This window comes from Limnobaculum parvum, from assembly GCF_003096015.2.
GTDB lineage: Bacteria > Pseudomonadota > Gammaproteobacteria > Enterobacterales > Enterobacteriaceae > Limnobaculum > Limnobaculum parvum.
Window position 1 is genome coordinate 240,241 of the sequence record NZ_CP029185.2, and the last position, 20,347, is coordinate 260,587.

At 50.5% G+C, this 20,347-nt stretch carries 13 protein-coding genes; 4 read left to right on the forward strand and 9 right to left on the reverse strand.

The features are described from left to right. Positions 1-15: 15 nt before the first annotated feature. From HYN51_RS00595 to pyrE, 3 genes are all read left to right on the forward strand, one after another. Positions 16-7,974, forward strand: coding sequence for an autotransporter outer membrane beta-barrel domain-containing protein (locus HYN51_RS00595; protein WP_108901076.1), 7,959 nt, complete (start codon positions 16-18; stop codon positions 7,972-7,974). Between the two features lie 280 nt (positions 7,975-8,254). Further along, a complete protein-coding gene (rph, locus tag HYN51_RS00600; protein WP_108901077.1) occupies positions 8,255-8,971 on the forward strand; it encodes a ribonuclease PH in 717 nt (238 codons plus the stop codon). An 85-nt stretch (positions 8,972-9,056) separates the two neighbouring features. Further along, positions 9,057-9,698 carry an orotate phosphoribosyltransferase gene (pyrE, locus tag HYN51_RS00605; protein ID WP_108901078.1) on the forward strand — a complete coding sequence of 214 codons (642 nt, stop codon included), beginning with the start codon at positions 9,057-9,059 and terminating at the stop codon, positions 9,696-9,698. Between the two features lie 73 nt (positions 9,699-9,771). On the opposite strand, the gene glpX is transcribed toward pyrE, so the two are convergent. The 3 genes from glpX to HYN51_RS00620 all read right to left on the reverse strand — a co-directional run bounded on the left by glpX (position 9,772) and on the right by HYN51_RS00620 (position 13,447). Continuing rightward, positions 9,772-10,782, reverse strand: a complete 1,011-nt coding sequence (gene glpX / locus HYN51_RS00610) for a class II fructose-bisphosphatase (RefSeq protein WP_108901079.1) — start codon at positions 10,780-10,782, stop codon at positions 9,772-9,774. Positions 10,783-11,068: 286 nt separating this feature from the next. Next, a complete protein-coding gene (gene glpK / locus HYN51_RS00615) occupies positions 11,069-12,580 on the reverse strand; it encodes a glycerol kinase GlpK (protein WP_108901080.1) in 1,512 nt (503 codons plus the stop codon). Between the two features lie 48 nt (positions 12,581-12,628). Further along, entirely contained in the window at positions 12,629-13,447 is an 819-nt protein-coding gene (locus HYN51_RS00620; protein ID WP_108901081.1) for an MIP/aquaporin family protein, read from the reverse strand. 486 nt (positions 13,448-13,933) lie between these two features. Here HYN51_RS00620 and zapB point away from each other — a divergent pair, with 486 nt between their 5' ends. Further along, the gene (gene zapB, locus HYN51_RS00625) at positions 13,934-14,173 is read left to right on the forward strand and encodes a cell division protein ZapB (RefSeq protein ID WP_108901082.1); all 240 of its coding nucleotides are present in this window, start codon (positions 13,934-13,936) and stop codon (positions 14,171-14,173) included. Positions 14,174-14,294: 121 nt separating this feature from the next. Here zapB and rraA read toward each other — a convergent pair whose 3' ends face one another. From rraA to cytR, 6 genes are all read right to left on the reverse strand, one after another. Further along, on the reverse strand, positions 14,295-14,780 hold the full coding sequence (gene rraA / locus HYN51_RS00630; RefSeq protein WP_108902109.1) for a ribonuclease E activity regulator RraA: 486 nt from the start codon (positions 14,778-14,780) through the stop codon (positions 14,295-14,297). Between the two features lie 151 nt (positions 14,781-14,931). Further along, a complete protein-coding gene (locus HYN51_RS00635) occupies positions 14,932-15,849 on the reverse strand; it encodes a 1,4-dihydroxy-2-naphthoate polyprenyltransferase (RefSeq protein WP_108901083.1) in 918 nt (305 codons plus the stop codon). Between the two features lie 206 nt (positions 15,850-16,055). Beyond that, positions 16,056-17,387 (reverse strand): HslU--HslV peptidase ATPase subunit, encoded by a 1,332-nt coding sequence (gene hslU, locus HYN51_RS00640; RefSeq protein WP_108901084.1) that lies wholly within the window; start codon positions 17,385-17,387, stop codon positions 16,056-16,058. Positions 17,388-17,398: 11 nt separating this feature from the next. Next, on the reverse strand, positions 17,399-17,929 hold the full coding sequence (hslV, locus tag HYN51_RS00645) for an ATP-dependent protease subunit HslV (RefSeq protein WP_108901085.1): 531 nt from the start codon (positions 17,927-17,929) through the stop codon (positions 17,399-17,401). A 197-nt stretch (positions 17,930-18,126) separates the two neighbouring features. Continuing rightward, on the reverse strand, positions 18,127-19,131 hold the full coding sequence (gene ftsN, locus HYN51_RS00650) for a cell division protein FtsN (RefSeq protein ID WP_230514000.1): 1,005 nt from the start codon (positions 19,129-19,131) through the stop codon (positions 18,127-18,129). A 174-nt stretch (positions 19,132-19,305) separates the two neighbouring features. Beyond that, positions 19,306-20,328, reverse strand: a complete 1,023-nt coding sequence (gene cytR / locus HYN51_RS00655; RefSeq protein WP_157952945.1) for a DNA-binding transcriptional regulator CytR — start codon at positions 20,326-20,328, stop codon at positions 19,306-19,308. Positions 20,329-20,347 lie beyond the last annotated feature (19 nt).

Sequence of the window (20,347 nt, forward strand, 5' to 3'; positions counted from 1 at the left end):
TTTTGGGAGTTATTAATGAATAAAATATATCGTATTATTTGGAACAATACGTTAGGGCTGTGGGTTGTTACTTCTGAGTTAGGTCGGGGAAAAACCAAAAGTGCGGCATCGAAGACATCGACTGGCGTGGGGTTAACATCATCGGCATCTCTTAGTGATCAAACATATCGATTGATTTGGAGTGATCAAACCTCCAGTTGGGTAGCTGTTCCTGAAATTGCTATGGGCAAGTTCAAGGGGATAACGTGTAAGTTACGCAACATATTTGGCACGAGTTTATTAACGTTTCTCTATGCCACTTCTTCTGCTCATGCAACAGATATCACTGCGACTGCCTACACGCCAACAAATGCGAATTATGGGGCGAAAAGCATTGAAGTCGGCTCTGATACCGTCAATCTGACGGGAGATATGAGTTGGACGGAAGGGACGCCTACAAATGGGTCTTATTATAGCCTGATAGGTGGATATAACGCCGGGTATGTTACCGGCGGAATTGACCCGAATGGAAGAATGGGTATCTCTCTTGGTTCGCAGAATAAGGGCATTGCAGTCTACGATCCGGTGACGCAGAGTTACACAACCGTCAAGACGTATGATAGCATCACCGAAATGCCGGGTGGGTCTCTCAATGCTTTTGCCGTGATTTATTCTCCGACTGCATCGGGTAAAGGTCCTTTTGTCGCAGCGCAGATGGCAAATGTCGCCAGTGGCGGCACATTAAATCTCAATGTGGCAGGAACTATTGGTAATGCCTCCGTTAAGGATACGGTCTATGTTGATGTCACCAACGGAACCGCAAACTGGAACTCCAATAATACGATTCTTTTTGGTCGCACCGACTCATCGGTAACAGAGGCTAGCTTGCAGCCTTATACGCGATCCACCGCGTTATCCTCTTATAACGGTACATTTAGCGTGACAGACGCCAAGGGCGCGGTCACACAACACACCGTGACGGATTTAGCCAGTTTCCAAACCTATAACAATTGGCTGGCCAGTCAATTAGCAGCCGGTAATTTGGGTAGCGGTTCTGCTGCTCAAACCAATTACAACATTGCGGTAGCGAAGGCCTACACCAATACGTCTTACACCTATAACGTTAATCCGCAGAGCAGTCCGATCGATATTGCTACCGATCCATTGATGGTTCCGGCCGGAACTCGGATAGCCATGCGTGCCGATGGCGCTAACTCATTTGGTAACATCGCGGCTGGCGGTGGTATGGCAATTGGGTCTGGTGGCGATATGGGTGGCATATTATTGCAGGCGCAAAATGGTGGGACGATTACTAATAACGGTACTGTAACGAGTTGGAGCCTGAATACCGGCGTTGTTGTTGAGAGTAGCGGTAAATTTGTCAATAACGGCGTACGGTCTCTTGCTTTTTCAGATAAAGGCTACGGTGTTAATATGAACTATGACACTATAACAGGTGTTGGGAGTTTGTATGAAAATAATGGAACCGTGAATCTAGCCGCTTATGGGGCGGTCGGCGGTACTGGTGCCAATAACTATTGGGTGAGGGCAAGTACTGGCGGGGCTATTGTCAACCATGGCGCGGTGAATATTGGGACGACGACTCAAATTGGGGTAGGCCAACCAACAGGGGTACTGCTCAGCAATGGTAGCTCTTTCGTCAACGATACGGATGGTTTGGTCTATCTTGGTCGTGGAGCCTCTACGGTGACTGACGGAGATTCGATGAGTCGCGGCGGTGCGGATGTCGCGCAACCGAACGGGGCTGTTGCCATTCAAGCCGATTGGGGCACGACTGTTGACAATAAAGGTACCATTATCATTGGTGATAAGGTACAGAATGGCTGGGGCATCTGGGCCAATGGCGCGGGTCCTGCCAATCTGGTTAATAGCGGTACGATTGAGGTGCGTGGGCATTATAACGCCTCACCGGTTCAGAATATCGGTATATTTAGTACGAACTCTGCCACTGCTGCGGTCGTCAATAACAGTGGCACTATCAACCTGACGGGTATCAACGTGGTTGGTATTAAAACGTTGACCGGTGGTAGAGCACAATCGTCGGGGACGATCAATGTTATTGGGGGCGCAGATGCCGCTTCGGGGCTGAGTAATTATGGCATCTGGTCAGAGGGCAGTGGTTCTTTGGTCAATTTGTCGGGTACAGTCAATCTGTCCGGTGATGGTGCTATTGGTGCTCATGCCCGTTCAGCGGGTGGTGTGGCAGTTTCAGGGCTGGGCAATGTTGTGTTCTCTGGTGGCACCAAGCAGATCGGCTATTTTGCTTACGGCACCGGTGCGACCATCAACAATACCAGCACTGGCACACAGGATGTGTCAACGGAAGGCTCGACGCTGTTCCGTATGGAAGATGGCGCAGACTTTACCGGCGGGGCGGGTGCTTCTTCAATCCTGACCGCATCGGGTAAAGATTCCACCGCTGTTCTGGTGACTGGCCGTACTGGCACTGATGTGTCCGCCTTCAACTCCGGCGGCATGACCATTAACACCAGCGGCGAAAACGCGGTGGCGGTGTTGGTTGAAGGGGGCGCACAGGGTAAGATTGCCTCTACTGCTACCATTAATTTAACCGGCGCGGGCTCCGTAGCTGGCGTTGTTGATGGACAAAAGCACGCGCTGGATGGCTCAGCCACGGGCACGCCAATCGCCGGAACCTTAAGTAACGGTACGCTGGCAGCCGGTGCGGCAGGTTTTGGCACCGGGACGTTGCTGGTTGCACAAGCGAACCTCAACTCCACCTTAGATAAGGTGACCGGCTACATTGCTAAAAATGGCGCATCAGTCAGTAACTCGGGCAATATTGTCTTCACCGGTAAAGAGACCACGGGTATTCAGGTACTTGAAGGCTCAACCGGGGGGAACTCAGGCTCAATCACCGTTCAAGACGGCTCTGTGGGGTTGAGTGCTTCGTCCTCAGGCGCGGCCACCACCTTGAACAACACCGGTAGTCTGGTGCTCAAAGGCGGCACCAATGCCGATCGCACAACCGGTATCTCCGCAACCGGTTCGGCGGTGACGGTGAATATGTCCGCAGGGACTATCGACATGCAGGGCCAAGGTGCCGTGGGCGTGAGTGCCACCGCCGGTGCTAAAGTTAACCTGACCGGGACTTCAGCGGTGACGTTTGCCGCCGAGCCTACCGGTATCACCGATCAGATAGCCTTCCTGGTATCCGGTGCAGGCTCCACCATTAACACCAATACTTCGGGTACAGGCCTGGTGGCTTCCGGTAAAAACTCCACCCTGATCCGCCTTGAAAATGGCGCGACTCAATCAGGCGTGTTGAACATGGGGGCAACAGGAACTGGCTCGCGGGGTATCTGGGCGACGGGTGCGGGCACCACCGTGACGGCATTGTCGGGCTCCACCTTCAATGTCGGTGGTGACAACGCCATGGCGGTATTGGTACAAGGCGGCGCGGAAGGAAACCTTAAAGCGGGAACCACCGTCAACCTGACGGGAACCAACACTATCGTCGGGACGGTAGACGGTAACGAATACGCGATTGATGGCGTCACGGTACTGAACACCAACACCGGCTCTAAACTCAATTCTGACGCTACCCTCAACTCCACCACGGCAGGGGCGACCGGCTTTATTACTCAGAATCAGGGGATCCTGACCAACAATGGCACCATCAATTTCCAAGGTGCTAACAGTCAGGCCGTGAAGGTGCTGGATGGGACGTTCATCAACACCGCCAACATTTCAGCCAACGGCACGGCCGTCTATGTGGAAGGGGCGAAGGCCACGGTTCAAAATAACGGTGGGGCGATCTTGGCCACCGACGGTAAGGCTGCGGTCGAGCTAGGCACGGGAGCGAACCTCAATCTGGTTGGCTCGGGCGTGAATACGGTTGAGGGTCAGGGCACGGCACATGCGGTGTTAGTCGATAGCGGCGCGACCGGCTTAACCGTTAGCGGTGCACATCTGATCGTTAACGCCGCCGGTGCCAGCGGTAACGGCATTGAGAATGCCGGAAATATTGCCGGTATTCAGTTAAATGACACCACGATTGACGTGATGAACGGCAAGGGTGTGCGGACTTCGGCGTCGTTAGACACCACCAACAGCGGCACCATCAATGTGGCCGGCTCTGGCACGGGTCTGGCGTTTGAAGACGCGGCGGGTGCGGCCATGGGCAACAATGTTGACCTGTCAGGCTCGTCCGCCCTGAATATCAACGTGACTGGCGCTAATGGTACCGGGATTTCGGTGAAACACACCGGCAATGGCGAGGTGAAAAATGCGGCCAATGTGACCGTGTCGGCCGGTGGCGGCTCTGCGGTGGCATTAAGTGGTGTCTCGACCTTTGAGAACGCCGGCAAACTGAACACCGCTTCAACCGCCAACGTGGTTGATCTGGGTGCGACGAAGTCCGTGACCAACAGCGGTGAAATCAATGCGGCCAGTGCGACTGGGGCGGCGTTGACCTTTGATGCGCAGGATTCAACCCTGAGCAACACCGGTAAGATTATCGGGGTGGTTGATTTGGGTGCTGGTGCCAACACCGCCACTAACGCGGCGGGCGCGAGCATCACCGGTAACATCATTTCTGCCACGGGCAATAACACCGTGACGAACAGCGGCACGATTGTGGGCGATATCGCGCTGGGTTCAGGCACCAATAATGTGACCCTGAACGCCGGTTCAACGGTGGTGAACGTCAGCGGGACTACAGGCGTTAACAATGTGACCGTGAAAGGCGATGCGGCCTTTACCGCCCTAGAGGGGGGGATTGGCGGCGGCGCGGATACGGTGACCTTTGATGGCGCAACGCATACCCTGAGCGCGACCAGTGATATTGACCATTTTGAAAACATGAAGCTGATTAATGGTTCAACCATTAACACCGCTGATTTAATCAAGATGACCGATACGGCGGGCGGCGCGGGGTCAATCAGTATTGACGGCACGTCAACGTTGGCCATTGCGGCCCCGGCGGATTACACCCTGAACCATGCCTTGAGCGGCAACGGTAAGATTGACGTGACGTCGGGTACCCAGTTCGACTTCGGCGCGGCGGCGGGCAATCAGTTTGCCGGACGGGTGAATATGAACAGCGCGGAGTTTGCGCTTTCGGGCTTGAATACCACGGCGTTGACCAAAGCGACGCTGTCGGTGATGGGCAATAACACCACCACGGTCGGCAACGGCATTCAGAATATCGGTGGCTTAAGCATCGACGGCGGTACGATGAATTTCGGGGTGACCATTCCGAATGCGGTTACGTCGGATAGCTTTATTGCGGTGGCGGGTACGCTGGATGCATCGGGTATCGGTAAAATTCAGGTCACCAAGGGCAGTTTTGATAACGCGACCGTGCCGGTGGTGAATAAAACCCTCGGCCTGCTGGACCAGCAGAACGAAACATTGGTGCAGTTAGTCTCTGCTCAGACGGCAATCGGTGGGGCGGGTGCGCTGCAACTGATTGATGAAAACGGGGCCGCTATCAGCAATGGCAGTGTCAGCGCCATCAGTCAGAACGGGGTTCATGCCGCCGATGGGACCTATGATTATCGTTTAACCACCAGCGGAGATAAGGGCAATGGCCTGTACGTGGCGTATGGCTTAACTCAGCTTGACCTGTTAACCAGCGGCACCGACAAACTGGTGATTAATACCGCCGACAGCACGGAAAAAACCTTGTCCGCTAAGGTTATCGGCAGTGGCGACTTAGGGATTGTGGCGGGTAATGGCGCGGACGCGCTGACCATCAGCAATGTCACCAACAGTTACACCGGCGAGACCGACCTGCAAACCGGAACCCTGACGCTGGGGACTGATAACGCATTAGGACAAACCAGCAAACTGACGTTAGCTGACAGCACCACGGCGAACGTTAATGGTAAAACCCAGACCGTGGGTGAGTTAGCGACGGCGCAGACCAGCCAACTGAATCTGGACAACGGTAACCTGACCGTGACGCACGGTGGACAGGTTGACGGTAGTCTGGCGGGCGCAGGTCAGTTGACCCTGACAGGGGATACGCTATCCCTGACCCAGAACAACAGTGGATTCACCGGGACCACCGACATTAACGCCGGGGCAACCGCCCGCGTGACGCAGCCTCAGGGCTTAGGTCAGGGTGTGATTAATAATGAAGGTACACTGAATCTGGACGGCGCGGCGGGCACCTTGCTCAACAGCCTGAAAGGCACTCAGGGTGACGTGTTGTTAACGCAGGACGCAGACATCACCTTGGGCGGAAATAACACCGACTATGCCGGTACCTTCACCACCACCAGCGGAACCACACTGACCAGCACGGCCAGTGAGCAATTGGGGTCGTCAACGGTTCACAATGACGGCACCTTTGTGCTGGATACGGCAGACCAGTGGGCGATGAATAACACCGTCGACGGCAGTGGCACCGTGGTGAAACGCGGCACGGGTACCGTTCTGTTAGACGGTAACAACGTCTCGGCCGGGCTGACCACCATTGAGAATGGGGTGTTGCAGGTGGGTGGAACGTCAGGCACCGCATCACAGGCCATCTTGACCAGCAATGTGAATATCACCGAGCAGGGTACATTAGGTGGTTACGGTCAGGTGGTGGGTAATGTGGACAACAGCGGTAACTTGACGATGGGCCGTGCGTTAACGGGCGGTGCACCGAGTGAATTTACCATCAACGGTAACTATACCGGCAATAACGGCACCGTGACCTTTAATACCGATTTGGGCGATGACAACTCCGCGACGGATAAACTGATTATCAAAGGCGATACCGCCGGACAGAGTCAGGTTGTGGTCATGAGCGCCCGCGGTGAGGGAGCCCAAACCGTCGAAGGGATTAAACTTATCGATGTGGGTGGCAGCTCGAACGGCGAGTTTACGCTGAAAGGCCGTGCGGTGGCGGGTGCGTATGAATACTTCCTGAATAAAGGTGGTGTTTCGACGCCGAACGACGGTGATTGGTACCTGCGTTCAGTGTTGCCAGCGCCGGTTAATCCAGACACCCCGGTTAATCCAGAGACGCCAGATACACCAGTAGCCCCGGTGACGCCAGTCACTCCGACCCCGACCAACAGCGTTGTGCGTCCGGAAGCGGGAAGTTATATGGCGAATATGGCGGCAGCCAACAAGATGTTTAATCTGCGTTTAGAAGACCGTGAAGGTCGGGCAGAGAACTCCAGTATGTGGCTGCGTCAGCAGGGAGACCGTAATAAGTTCAGAGATAACAGCGGGCAAATTAAAACCGCGACCAATACCTATGTGGTACAGGGCGGCGGTGAAGTGGCGCAGACTCAGTTTACTGATACTGACCGTTTAGGCGTTGGCTTGATGTTAGGTTACGGTAAGTCAGACAGCCAGAGTCGTAATCACCGCAGTGGTTATAACTCCCGAGGCCAAGTCGATGGTTACAGCGGCGGCGTTTACGCCACGTGGTATCAGGATGCGAAAACGCTGGACGGTCTGTATGTTGACAGCTGGGTACAGTACAGCATGTTGAATGCGTCGGTGCACGGTGACCAACTTTCCAGTGAAAGCTACGACATGAATGGGCTGAGCGCCTCGGTTGAAAGCGGCTATCGTATCCCGGTCTATCAAGGTGAAAACGGTAACGTGTTTGTGACCCCACAGGCGCAAATCACGTGGAACGGTATCAAAGCCGATGACCATAAGGAAGCCAACGGCACGCGGGTGAGCTCTGACGGTAACAACAATGTTCAGACGCGTCTGGGCGTGAAGTTATCCCGTGATGGCGTGAGCGATATGGACAAAGGCAGCGACAAACTGTTTACCGTGTATACCGAAGCCAACTGGCTGCACAACACCGAACAGGCGGGTGCCACCATGGACGGCGTGGCTATCAAGCAGGCGGGAAGCGCGAACATTGGTGAACTGAAGGTGGGAGCCGAAGGGCAACTGAATAAGCATGTGAATCTGTGGACTAACGTGGCCCAGCAACTGGGTAATGATGGTTATAGCGACACGGCGGTTACCGTTGGATTTAAATATAAGTTCTAATAAGTTCTAATAATAGTTAAGTAAAAGGGCTGTAATCATTGATTGCAGCCCTTTTTATTTAATCTTTATCAAATCATCATACTCCACACTATTTATCTGTCAGCGCTAAGTAAAACCACTTTATACCCCGCAAAGTTTACCAACCCATGATAGGCATTAGGCCGCGAAATCAGTATAATGCGCGGTCACAGAAGCAGGGTGTGTTCCTCAGTATTATCGAGAAGCTACTGTGGAACACCTCCTGAGCTAATCCTGAAACTAAATCAGCGGAGATTATTGCATGCGTCCAGAAGGTCGAAGTGCTCAACAAGTACGCCCTATCACCCTTACCCGCAACTACACAAAGCATGCAGAAGGCGCTGTTCTGGTAGAGTTTGGCGAAACCAAAGTCTTATGTACTGCCACCATTGAAGAAGGCGTACCGCGTTTTCTGAAAGGTCAGGGGCAAGGATGGATTACTGCGGAATACGGTATGCTACCGCGATCAACCCATACCCGTAACCCGCGTGAAGCGGCAAAAGGCAAGCAGGGTGGTAGAACGCTGGAAATTCAGCGTCTGATTGCCCGTTCACTGCGTGCTGCTGTGGATCTGACTAAGTTGGGTGAATTTACCATTACGTTAGACTGCGACGTACTACAGGCCGATGGCGGCACTCGTACGGCTTCTATTACAGGCGCCTGTGTCGCGTTAGCCGATGCATTGAACAAGCTGGTTGCCGATGGCAAGCTGAAGCAAAATCCGATGAAGTGTATGGTAGCTGCGGTATCCGTTGGTATTGTGGGTGGCGAAGCGGTTTGCGATCTGGAATATGTGGAAGACTCTGCTGCAGAAACTGACATGAATGTGGTGATGACCGACGATGGTCGCATGATTGAAGTACAGGGCACTGCCGAGGGGGAACCCTTCACCCATGAGGAGCTGTTGAGCCTGTTGGCGCTGGCGCGTCAGGGAATTGAGACTATCATCGAGGCGCAAAAAGCAGTCCTTGAACAATAAGTTGAAAAGCGGCGGAGACGTCGCTTTTTTTACGATCGAATTTTTACGATTTAACGTTGTGTGATCGGTTGAGGAGATACCGTTTATGAAACCCTATCAGCGCGAGTTTATTGAGTTCGCCCTTAACAAGCAGGTATTAAAGTTTGGTGAATTCCACCTGAAATCAGGACGAATTAGCCCCTACTTTTTTAATGCGGGTCTCTTTAATACTGGCCGCGATCTGGCTTTATTAGGGCGTTTTTACGCGGCAGCACTGGTGGATTCGAGTATTCAGTTCGATTTGCTGTTTGGCCCGGCTTATAAAGGCATTCCGATTGCGACCACCACGGCGGTGGCTTTGTCCGAACACCACGACCGCGATGTACCTTATTGCTTTAACCGTAAAGAAGCGAAAGATCACGGCGAAGGTGGGCACTTAGTGGGTAGCCCTTTGACGGGTCGTGTGATGCTGGTAGACGATGTGATCACTGCTGGTACCGCTATTCGCGAGTCAATGGACGTGATTCGACAGCACGATGCTTCGTTAAGCGGTGTGTTGATCTCTTTGGATCGTCAGGAACGGGGTCGTGGCGAACTGTCTGCCATTCAGGAAGTAAAACGCGACTACCAGTGTGAGGTGATCGCCATTATCACGCTGGACGATTTAGTGGAATATTTGGCAGAGAAGCCGGAGATGGCGCAACATCTGGTGGCGATTCAGGCTTACCAGAATGAATATGGTGTTTGATATTTTGTTATGAATCACAAAATAGTTCGTCCACTGTATTGCCAGTGGACGAACGTTGTACCGAGATAACTCATTACAGCAAGATATCACACAGCGCCGGATCCTTTCGGTCCAGATAGTGAATCGACTGAATACGGCGGATGGTACGCGATTTACCTCGAATCAGCAGCGTCTCGGTGGTTGCCATATTGCCGGTGCGCTGAATGCCATTCAGTAAATCACCTTTGGTGATGCCGGTGGCGGAAAAAATGATATTGTCGTTACGGGCCATATCTCCCAGTGTGAGTACTTTACCCGCGTCGATCCCCATTTGTTTACAGCGCGCCAGCTCTTGCTCGCCAATGCGGCGGTTTTCTTCGCTGTCGCCTTTAACCTGATGACGAGCCAACAGGCGAGATTGCATATCACCATCTAGCGCGCGAATAACCGCCGCAGAAATAACCCCTTCCGGCGCACCACCGATGCCGTACATCACGTCGACTTCACTGTCCGGCATACAGGTTAGGATAGAGGCGGCTACATCACCGTCAGGAATGGCAAATACTCGAACGCCAAGCTGTTGCATCTCTTCAATCACTTTATCGTGACGGGGCTTCGCCAAGGTAATCACTGTCAGCTCAGACAACGGCTTATTGAGTTTTAATGCGATACGCTTAAGGTTTTCGGTTAACGGTTGGTTCAGATCGATGGTGTCTTTAGCGCCGGGGCCAACGACTAATTTTTCCATATACATATCAGGCGCATGCAGAAACGCCCCTTTTTCCGCTACCGCTAATACCGCCAGCGCATTGGCCTGCCCCATAGCGGTCATCCGTGTTCCTTCGATAGGATCTACCGCAATATCAACCGCATCGCCATTGCCAGTACCAACTTTTTCACCAATATACAGCATCGGTGCCTCATCGATTTCACCTTCACCGATGACAATTTCACCGTCGATATTGACCTGATTGAGCACGATCCGCATGGCTTCAACCGCCGCGCCGTCAGCTTTGTTTTTATCGCCACGGCCTAAGTAGCGATAACCTGCCAGTGCCGCAGCCTCGGTGACGCGAGAAAACTCAATCGCAAGTTCACGTTTCATGTATTGGGATCCGTAATATATTGAAGAATTAAGATGCGTAAAAAACTGCCGGGATCTTATCACAGTTAAAACGTGGTGGAATGGCGCGGTGAGCGAATAATCCATAGATTAAAGGGCCGTATACCGGCCCTTTAACTTTCATTAGGGTAATCGTTGGACTAAGTTCGATACGCACTGTTATTGAGTGCGATGGTTTTCCGACCGTGCACAAAGATAATACCGGCAATTTGTTTTACGGTCGGGATATTCTCATTCGCTGATTCTAAATAAGTCTCATAGAGCAATATTACTCATCATGCTCTTCCCACTCGCGGGCGCGCGCCACGGCTTTCTGCCAACCTTTGTAACGGTAGTTACGTTCAGTGGTTTCAATGCCTGGTTTAAATACGCGCTCAATGTCTGCTTTGCTCTTCACTTCTTCCAGATCGCTCCAGAAGCCAACCGCTAGACCTGCAAGATAAGCTGCACCTAATGCGGTGACTTCACGCACTGCTGGGCGTTCCACTGAAGTACCGAGAATGTCTGATTGGAACTGCATCAGGAAATTGTTGGAGACGGCTCCACCATCAACCCGAAGGGCTTTCAGACGGGTTCCCGCATCTGCTTGCATGGCATCCAGTACGTCGCGAGTTTGATAAGCGATAGATTCCAGCGTTGCGCGAATAATGTGGTTTGAGTTAACGCCACGGGTCAGGCCGAGGATAGCACCGCGAGCATACGGATCCCAATAGGGTGCGCCAAGGCCCGTAAAGGCAGGTACGACGTAAACGCCGTTACTGTCTTTCACTTTGGTAGCGAAATATTCGGAGTCCATCGCATCGTTAAATAGTTTCAGTTCATCGCGTAGCCACTGGATAGAGGCTCCGCCAATAAATACGGCACCTTCTAGTGCATAGTTCACTTCACCGCGCGGGCCACAGGCGATAGTGGTCAACAGACCATGTTCTGACTTAACCACTTCCTTACCGGTGTTCATCAGTAGGAAGCAGCCAGTACCGTAGGTATTTTTCGCCATGCCAGGCTGAACGCACAGGTGACCAAACAGGGCCGCCTGCTGGTCACCCGCCATACCGGAAATTGGAATACGTGTTCCGCCTTTTCCACCAATGTTGGTTTTGCCATAGATTTCAGATGATGGGCGAACTTCTGGCAGCATTTCTCGTGGAATATCCAGCGCTTCCAGCATGCGCTCATCCCACTGTAAGGTTTTAATATTGAACAGCATGGTACGAGAAGCGTTGGTGTAGTCGGTGACGTGGGTACGGCCCTGAGTCATGTTCCACACCAGCCAGGTGTCAACGGTACCAAACAGCAGTTCGCCACGTTTGGCTCGATCGCGAGCGCCTTCTACGTGGTCGAGAATCCATTTTACTTTGGTGCCGGAAAAGTAGGGGTCGACCACCAGACCGGTATTTTCACGAATATAGTCGGTCATGCCCTCTTTCTTTAGTTGTTCACAAATGCTGGCGGTTCTGCGGCACTGCCAGACGATAGCGTTATAAACAGGTTTACCGGTAGCCTTATCCCAGACAATGGTGGTTTCACGCTGGTTGGTAATCCCGATAGCAGCCACTTCATCAGAACTGATACCCGTTTGAGCCAGCACTTCAACCAGTACGGCACTCTGTGTTGCCCAGATTTCCATTGGGTCATGTTCTACCCAACCGGCATGAGGGTAGATCTGAGTAAATTCACGCTGTGATACACCGATAATATTAGCATCGTGGTCTAAAACCACCGCTCGTGAACTTGTGGTTCCCTGATCGAGGGCGACAATATATTTTTGCTCAGTCGTCATTGGGCTAGCTCCGTGAATTGACGTAGTAAAAAGGGGTAAGAACGGTCATTATTTTTTATCTTCAATAGCACAGGCATCACAGGGTAAATTACCGCCGATAAATACCTTATAGCCCCATGCTCCCAAGCAGCCACCGATAATAGGCCCCATAATGGGTACAATAAAATAAGGGATTTCTCTTCCACCTGTGAAGGCGATGTTACCCCAGCCAGCGAAATAGGCGAACAGTTTCGGGCCGAAGTCACGGGCCGGGTTCATGGCGAAGCCGGTTAATGGGCCCATCGATGCACCAATCACGGCAACCAGAATACCGATCAGCAATGGACCCAGCGAACCACGCGGGACGCCGTTGCCGTCATCGGTTAAGGCCAGAATCAAGGCTAACAGGGTGGCAGAAATCACCACTTCCACACAGAATGCTTGGAAGACGTTAATTGCCGGGTTTGGATAAGTAGAGAATGTTCCCGCCAGTGACAGGCTGTCTACGCTGCCCCGGACAATATGTTGAGCGGCTTCGACTTCGTAAAATAAGCTGAAGTAAAGTGCATATACCATTGCCGCACCGCAAAATGCGCCGGCAACCTGTGAAATAATATAAGGAATCACTTTTTTGCGATCGAAGCAGGCAAATAGCCACAAAGCGATGGTAACCGCCGGATTCAGGTGAGCACCCGATACGCCAGCGGTTAAGTAGACGCCCAGCGCCACTGCTAGACCCCAGATAATACTAATTTCCCATTGTCCAAAACTGGCTCCGGTGACTTTCAGTGCAGCAACACAACCGATACCAAAAAAGAGAAACAGTCCCGTACCAAGGAATTCAGCAATACATTGCCCTCTTAAGGTAGGGCCAGCGTTTTGACTCATAGATATAGTCCTGCAATTGAAGGGTAGGGAGGTAATTTGATTACCTGTATTGGCCTCTATTTTTTATTAGATAGAGGAGATGAACGGATTTTATCGTTATCGCGCTATATCGAAAAATAACGAAAGTATGATTTTGTGTATTCGGTCAAATAATTGTTTTTTTGAGTTCGAAAAGTGATAAGTGACGCAGGTTTATATTGGACCACCACACGTTTTGAGAGAACGGCGTCATCGCCATGATAAGATTAATCACTACGGGTTTAAGTATTTTTGTTGCTAGCGAGTTAACTGTACGGTCAGATTGATAAAATTTCTGAACATTCGCGCTTTATATAGGTCTATGTCTGGACAGCGTTCGATCAGGTAAATACAATCAGGCTGTTGATTTTGGCGTTCCACCAATGGGATGTGCGAATCCTGCCGCTAGCGGCTGTTATAAATGTTAGGTTTTCCGCTTTGCGGTTATGTCTATATGAGGACAAAATAATGTCATTTGAAGTATTCGAAAAACTGGAAGCTAAGGTCCAACAGGCCATTGATACTATCACTTTGTTGCAAATGGAAATTGAAGAGCTGAAAGAGAAAAATAACTCTTTAGTTCGTGATATTGAAACTTCTTCTAACGGACGTGAGTCATTAGTGAACGAAAACGCTCAGTTGAAGCAAGAACAACAAGCTTGGCAGGAGCGTTTACGTCTTCTGTTGGGTAAAATGGATGAAGTCTAATCGATTTAACGGTTAGTCATCAGACAATAAAAACGCCGCGTATGCGGCGTTTTTATTTAAATCTATTGAGTAAAATAGGAGAACGCAGGGCGGAAACCTCACTGTTTCCACTTATCATGGCTTATTCGATGTCTAACGCTTCTTCTGACAGGATGATGCCGGTATTGTCGGCATAAAGATGGTCTCCAGAGAAGAAGGTTACACCACCAAAGTTAACGCGAATATCACTTTCGCCAATGTTCTGTGAGTCAGCGCCAACCGGGATAGCCGCTAAAGCCTGAATGCCAATATCCAGATCTTCCAGTTCATCGACCTGACGAACCGCACCGTAAATCACTAGGCCTTCCCACTCGTTTTGAACGGCAAGACGGGCCAATTCAGCATCGATCAGTGCTCGGCGAACGGAACCGCCGCCATCGACCAATAATACGCGGCCCTGACCATTCTCTTCCAATAGCTCATATAGCAGGCCATTGTCTTCGAAACATTTAACCGTGGTGATTTGACCACCAAAAGAGGGGCGTCCACCAAAGTTAGAGAACAGAGGTTCTACAACGTTGACTTCTTCATGATAGATGTCACATAACTCGGAAGTATCATATTTCATAAAATCGACGCCTGTTTCCATTGGTTCATTTTTAGCCATGAATAATCAGTATATCCTGATTTTTACAAGGATAGCAAAGTCATCCTGGTGTTGAGGCCAACGGATCGGCTTATCCAAGATGGATAATAATAAAAATGACGGATGAGCCGCGTTAGCTGAGTACCACACCGATGGCAAAAAGGATATTGGTCAGCAGTGCACCTTTAACCATCTGTTCCAGCATCGGGCGCATTGCCACTGCCGTTGGCTCATGTAATACATACATAGCGTGACGGTAGAGTAGGGGTACCGCCAGAATAAATAGCCAGCCACTCCAACTGCGTAAATCAAACAGGGCAAATAGAACCAGACACAAAAGTGCGCCGGCCAGTAACATGAAGTGATAGCGGCGGCCCCATAGGGGGCCTAAGCGTACTGCAAGCGTGTTTTTACCATTCATACGGTCATTATCAATATCGCGCAAATTATTGATATTCAAAACCGCGGTTGCCAATAAACCGCAAGCAGTGGCGGGTAGCATCACCACTGTATCGAAAGTTCCGGCCTGTAGATAATAGGTACCGGCGACGCTTAACCAGCCAAAGAAGATCAAAACGGAAATATCCCCCAATCCCATATAGCCATATGGCTTACGGCCAACGGTATAGGTGATGGAGGCGACAATCGCCAGTAGGCCTAGCCCCAGAAAGCCAATAATGTCTTCTGGTTTTTTACAGGCTAAAGCAATAAGACCAATGCCGGAGGCGATAGTAAGAATGATGACAATAATCAGGGCGCGTTTCATTTGAGCCTGATTAATTAGTCCTTTTTGCATACCTCGGTTGGGGCCAATACGCGTTTCCGTATCACTGCCTTTTATTGCATCCCCATAGTCATTCGCCAGATTAGATAAGATCTGTAGCATTGCCGCAGTGAGCAGAGCCATCAGCGCAATATCCAACTGAAAATAGTGCATCCAAGCAGCCAGCGCGGAACCGGTAACAATCGATGCCAATGCCAGAGGCAATGTACGGGGGCGCAGGCTCTCAATCCAGGCTGCTGTTTTACTTGTTGAGTGAGTTTGGCTCATGTCTTAGTTTTAATTTAGTAACTTTTAATTTGAGAATAATGTCATAGCGGGCAAATCGGCTAGACGCTAACTATACGCGTATTATAGAGAATTTAACGAGAGTTTGCTTTGATTCTGGGTAAAACCAAACGAATACTAAGGAATAAGTTTACGGGAGGCTAGTGCCTCCCGTAAATACGACTGATTGAGTAGGGTGATAAAAAACGTTACAGAATGAAACGGCTTAAATCTTCATTATCAACTAATTCATCCAGATGATGACGAACGTACTCAGCATCGATATCAATGCTTGTCCCGTTGCTTTCACTGGCGTCATAGGAGATATCTTCCATTAAACGCTCCAAAACGGTATGTAAACGACGGGCACCAATGTTTTCTGTGCGTTCGTTTACCTGCCATGCCGCTTCCGCAATACGACGAATACCGTCGGTCTGGAAGTTGATGGTTACCCCTTCCGTTGCCATTAACGCTTTGTATTGCTCGGTTAATGATGCACTTGGTTCTGTCAGGATACGTTCAAAATCTTCGGTGGTCAGGGCCTGTAGTTCAACACGGATCGGTAAACGACCTTGTAATTCAGGAATCAGGTCTGAAGGGCTGGCTGTCTGGAATGCACCGGAAGCAATAAACAGAATGTGGTCAGTTTTCACCATGCCGTGTTTTGTGGATACGGTACAGCCTTCTACCAGCGGCAGTAAGTCACGTTGGACTCCTTCGCGGGATACATCTGGGCCAGAGACTTCACCGCGCTTACAGATTTTGTCGATCTCATCAATAAACACGATACCGTGCTGTTCAACGGCATCAATCGCCTGTTGCTTTAGTTCTTCCGGGTTGATCAACTTGCCAGCTTCTTCTTCAATCAGCATTTTAAACGCGTCTTTGATCTTCATTTTGCGCGGTTTTTGCTTTTGTCCACCGAGGTTTTGAAACATAGACTGTAGCTGATTGGTCATCTCTTCCATGCCCGGAGGAGCCATAATCTCTACACCCATGGACATGGTTGCCAGTTCGATTTCGATCTCTTTATCGTCCAATTGACCTTCACGCAGTTTTTTGCGGAATGCTTGACGGGCAGCAGAGCTGTCGGAACCGTGTTCAGTCTGGCCCCAGTTGTCGCGGGCGGGTGGAATTAATACGTCGAGAATGCGTTCTTCCGCCAGCTCTTCAGCACGAAAACGCATTTTTTCAACGGATTGTTGACGCACCATCTTGATGGCAGAATCTGTTAAATCGCGGATGATGGAATCAACTTCTTTCCCCACGTAGCCCACTTCGGTGAACTTGGTGGCTTCGACTTTGATAAATGGCGCATTGGCCAGTTTAGCCAAACGACGGGCAATTTCAGTTTTACCGACACCGGTTGGGCCGATCATTAAAATATTTTTTGGCGTGACTTCATGGCGTAACACTTCATCAAGCTGCATGCGGCGCCAGCGGTTACGTAGAGCAATAGCCACGGCACGCTTGGCTTTGTTCTGACCGATGATATAGCTGTCAAGTTCACTGACGATTTCGCGAGGGGTCATTTCAGACATCATTACGGTCCTTATTCTTTAGCTTTTAATTCTTCGATGGTTTGGAAACGGTTGGTGTAAATACAGATATCACCGGCAATCGACAGCGACTTCTCCACGATATCTCTGGCGTTCATATCGGTATTTTCCAACAGTGCTCTGGCGGCAGATTGGGCATAAGGGCCACCAGAACCGATGGCAATCAGATCGTTTTCTGGTTGGATCACATCACCATTACCGGTGATGATCAGGGACGCAGTTTCATCCGCTACCGCTAACAGCGCTTCTAATCGACGAAGCATACGGTCGGTACGCCAGTCTTTCGCCAGCTCAACTGCGGCTTTAGTTAGATGCCCTTGATGCATTTCCAGCTTGCGCTCAAAGCGTTCAAACAGGGTGAAGGCATCTGCGGTGCCACCAGCAAAGCCAGCAATCACACGGTCGTTATACAGGCGGCGAACTTTACGGGCATTGCCTTTCATCACGGTGTTACCCAGAGTTACCTGGCCATCACCCCCAATTACTACATGACCGTTGCGGCGAACGCTTACAATTGTTGTCACGTGCAGATCCTCATTAACTGATAGGAACAGCCTTACATAATAGGCAAGGCATAATTGGTAATTAGATGGGGGAATGGCATCAGATTTTCAACCCTGACGAAGTAAAATATTCAGCGTTGGATTCGGGGGCTTAAATAACATTCGGGCCGCCATAAGGCAGCCCGAAGTGAGAGGTAAACTTTATAATTTACAGATAATTATTTTCCTGAGGCCACCGGAATACAATTGCTTACACCGCTACTTTTCAGCCGTTGTAAAGTTTTGTCTGCGGCCTCGCGATTATTATAAGGGCCAAGAATTACCCGATTCCAACCGCCGCTGGTGCTGATTCGGCTTTCAATGCCGGAAAATGCCAGATTAACCTTCACTGACTCGGCCTGATCCAAGGCTTTGAATGAACCACATTGAATAATCCAGCGTTGGTTTTGTGCCTGAGCAGCGGTTTGACTGGTGGTTTTTGGCGTTGGCTCTTGGGGTTGTGTTGACGCCGGTGGAGCCGTTTTCTTTGGTGGCGTTTGGGCTTGGTCTTGAGCTGACGCCGGTGGAGTCGTTTTCTTTGGTGGCGTTTGGGCTTGGTCTTGAGCTGACGCCGGTGGAGTCGTTTTCTTTGATGGCGTTTGGGCTTGGTCTTGAGCTTGAGCTGACGCCGGTGGAGCCGTTTTCTTTGGTGGCGTTTGGGCTTGGTCTTGAGCTTGAGCTGACGCCGGTGGAGCCGTTTTCTTTGGTGGCGTTTGGGCTTGGTCTTGAGCTTGAGTTGGCGCCGGTGGCGTCGTTTTCTTTGGTGGTGTTTGAGTTTGTGGCTGCACCTGCGGTTGAATATTGGTGGCCGCAGTATTGTTTAATGCCGGCTTAGCTCCACCATCGCGAGCAGTAGATAGACGTCCACTGGCATCAACGCCAGAAAGTTGAACCGGTGGTTTTTGCATATCAGCCTGAATTTGGTCCAGCACTCTTCGCTGTTCTGTCGTCAACGGAGCGGGAGAACTCGTTTTTGGCTGGCCTGTTGAATTAGGCGAGTTAGTAACCTGACGGTTTTCCAGCTCTTTTATGTAGCTCCAGCGCTCTTCCGGTTTTGGTGGCAAACCATTGCCCGGTTTAACCGGAGGTGTTCCTGCCGCGGATGCCGTTTCAGGCTTATGCTGGGTAATATAGTAAAGGCCTCCGCCAAACACGACCAATACGGCGAGGGCAAGCACAATCATCAGTTTGGACGTGCCACCTGATGAGCTTTTTTTCGTTCTGCTATTTTTTTTACTCCGCGTCCCCGATCGGCTACGGCTTACATAATCTCGTTGTGCCACTATGACTTCACTACATTTGTTTTTAGAAACAGATTAAAAGAGAACCGTTATAGTACGTAATATGTGGTACTTTGGCTAGTTATGTGGTTTTGCGGTACTGGCGCGAACAATCAATTCACTGTCAAGCAAGACCGATCCACCCTTAGTTCCGCTGCCCTGTAGTAGCTCGAGCAGCATCAGTACTGCCTGCTGGCCGATTTTATACCTAGGCTGTGCAACCGTGGTTAATGGCGGATCGACGTATTGTGCCAGAGCAATATCATCAAATCCAACAATTGACAGCTGTTCTGGAACGTGGATACCCATCTTTTTTGCCTGAGAAATGGCACCAATTGCCACTATGTCACTGTGGCAGAATATAGCGCTGGGTGGCTGAGGTAATGCCATTAGCTGAGAGAGTGCATCAGCTCCAGCTTCAAAGCTTAAAGAGCCAGAAGTGATATAACACTTTTCTACCGCAATTCCACCTCGTTGTAATGCCTGAACATAGCCCTGCCGACGATAGTGGCTAAGGTGTAAATGGTCTGGACCAGAAATACAGGCAATACGACGATGCCCCAACCGTTGCAAATAGTACACAGCATTAAAGGCAGCCGTCAGATTATCAATATGGATGGTGGGTAATTTTAGCTCCGGCAAATATTCATTGGCCATCACCATGGGGGGGAATGGGTGGTTGGTTTCATCATGCCTTTCAAACGGAAAGTTGGCTCCCAGCAAAATAACGCCGTTAACCTGCTGCAATATTGTTGATAGTGAAATCGTCTCAAGAGGTTGCTGGCGATTATCCAGAAACAGAACAATATAGCCATATTCAGCCGCAGTCTGCTGAATACCTTGCATGACATCGGTAAAGAATGGGTCAGTGATGTCCAGCGCCATGGCCAGTAGTATTTTAGACTCTCCCTGTTTTTGGTTTTTGCCCAGCATATAAGGAATATAGCCGGTTTGCTTAATGGCTTTTTCTATTCTGTCTCGGGTTTTATAGGAGACTTTTTCTGGCATCATCAGTGCTCTGGAGACGGTAGCCGTTGATACGCCAGCTAGGTCAGCGACATCTTTCATCGTCACCTGGGCTGGGTTTTTATTCTGTTCCAAAGAGGGGATCCTCCTAATG

Coding starts and splice junctions, on each gene's coding strand:
- rraA (WP_108902109.1), bottom strand. CDS start 14,780: ATGAAATATGATACTTCCGAGTTATGTGACATCTATCATGAAGAAGTC.
- zapB (WP_108901082.1), top strand. CDS start 13,934: ATGTCATTTGAAGTATTCGAAAAACTGGAAGCTAAGGTCCAACAGGCC.
- ftsN (WP_230514000.1), bottom strand. CDS start 19,131: ATGATTGTGCTTGCCCTCGCCGTATTGGTCGTGTTTGGCGGAGGCCTT.
- rph (WP_108901077.1), top strand. CDS start 8,255: ATGCGTCCAGAAGGTCGAAGTGCTCAACAAGTACGCCCTATCACCCTT.
- HYN51_RS00635 (WP_108901083.1), bottom strand. CDS start 15,849: ATGAGCCAAACTCACTCAACAAGTAAAACAGCAGCCTGGATTGAGAGC.
- HYN51_RS00620 (WP_108901081.1), bottom strand. CDS start 13,447: ATGAGTCAAAACGCTGGCCCTACCTTAAGAGGGCAATGTATTGCTGAA.
- hslU (WP_108901084.1), bottom strand. CDS start 17,387: ATGTCTGAAATGACCCCTCGCGAAATCGTCAGTGAACTTGACAGCTAT.
- glpX (WP_108901079.1), bottom strand. CDS start 10,782: ATGAAACGTGAACTTGCGATTGAGTTTTCTCGCGTCACCGAGGCTGCG.
- glpK (WP_108901080.1), bottom strand. CDS start 12,580: ATGACGACTGAGCAAAAATATATTGTCGCCCTCGATCAGGGAACCACA.
- HYN51_RS00595 (WP_108901076.1), top strand. CDS start 16: ATGAATAAAATATATCGTATTATTTGGAACAATACGTTAGGGCTGTGG.
- pyrE (WP_108901078.1), top strand. CDS start 9,057: ATGAAACCCTATCAGCGCGAGTTTATTGAGTTCGCCCTTAACAAGCAG.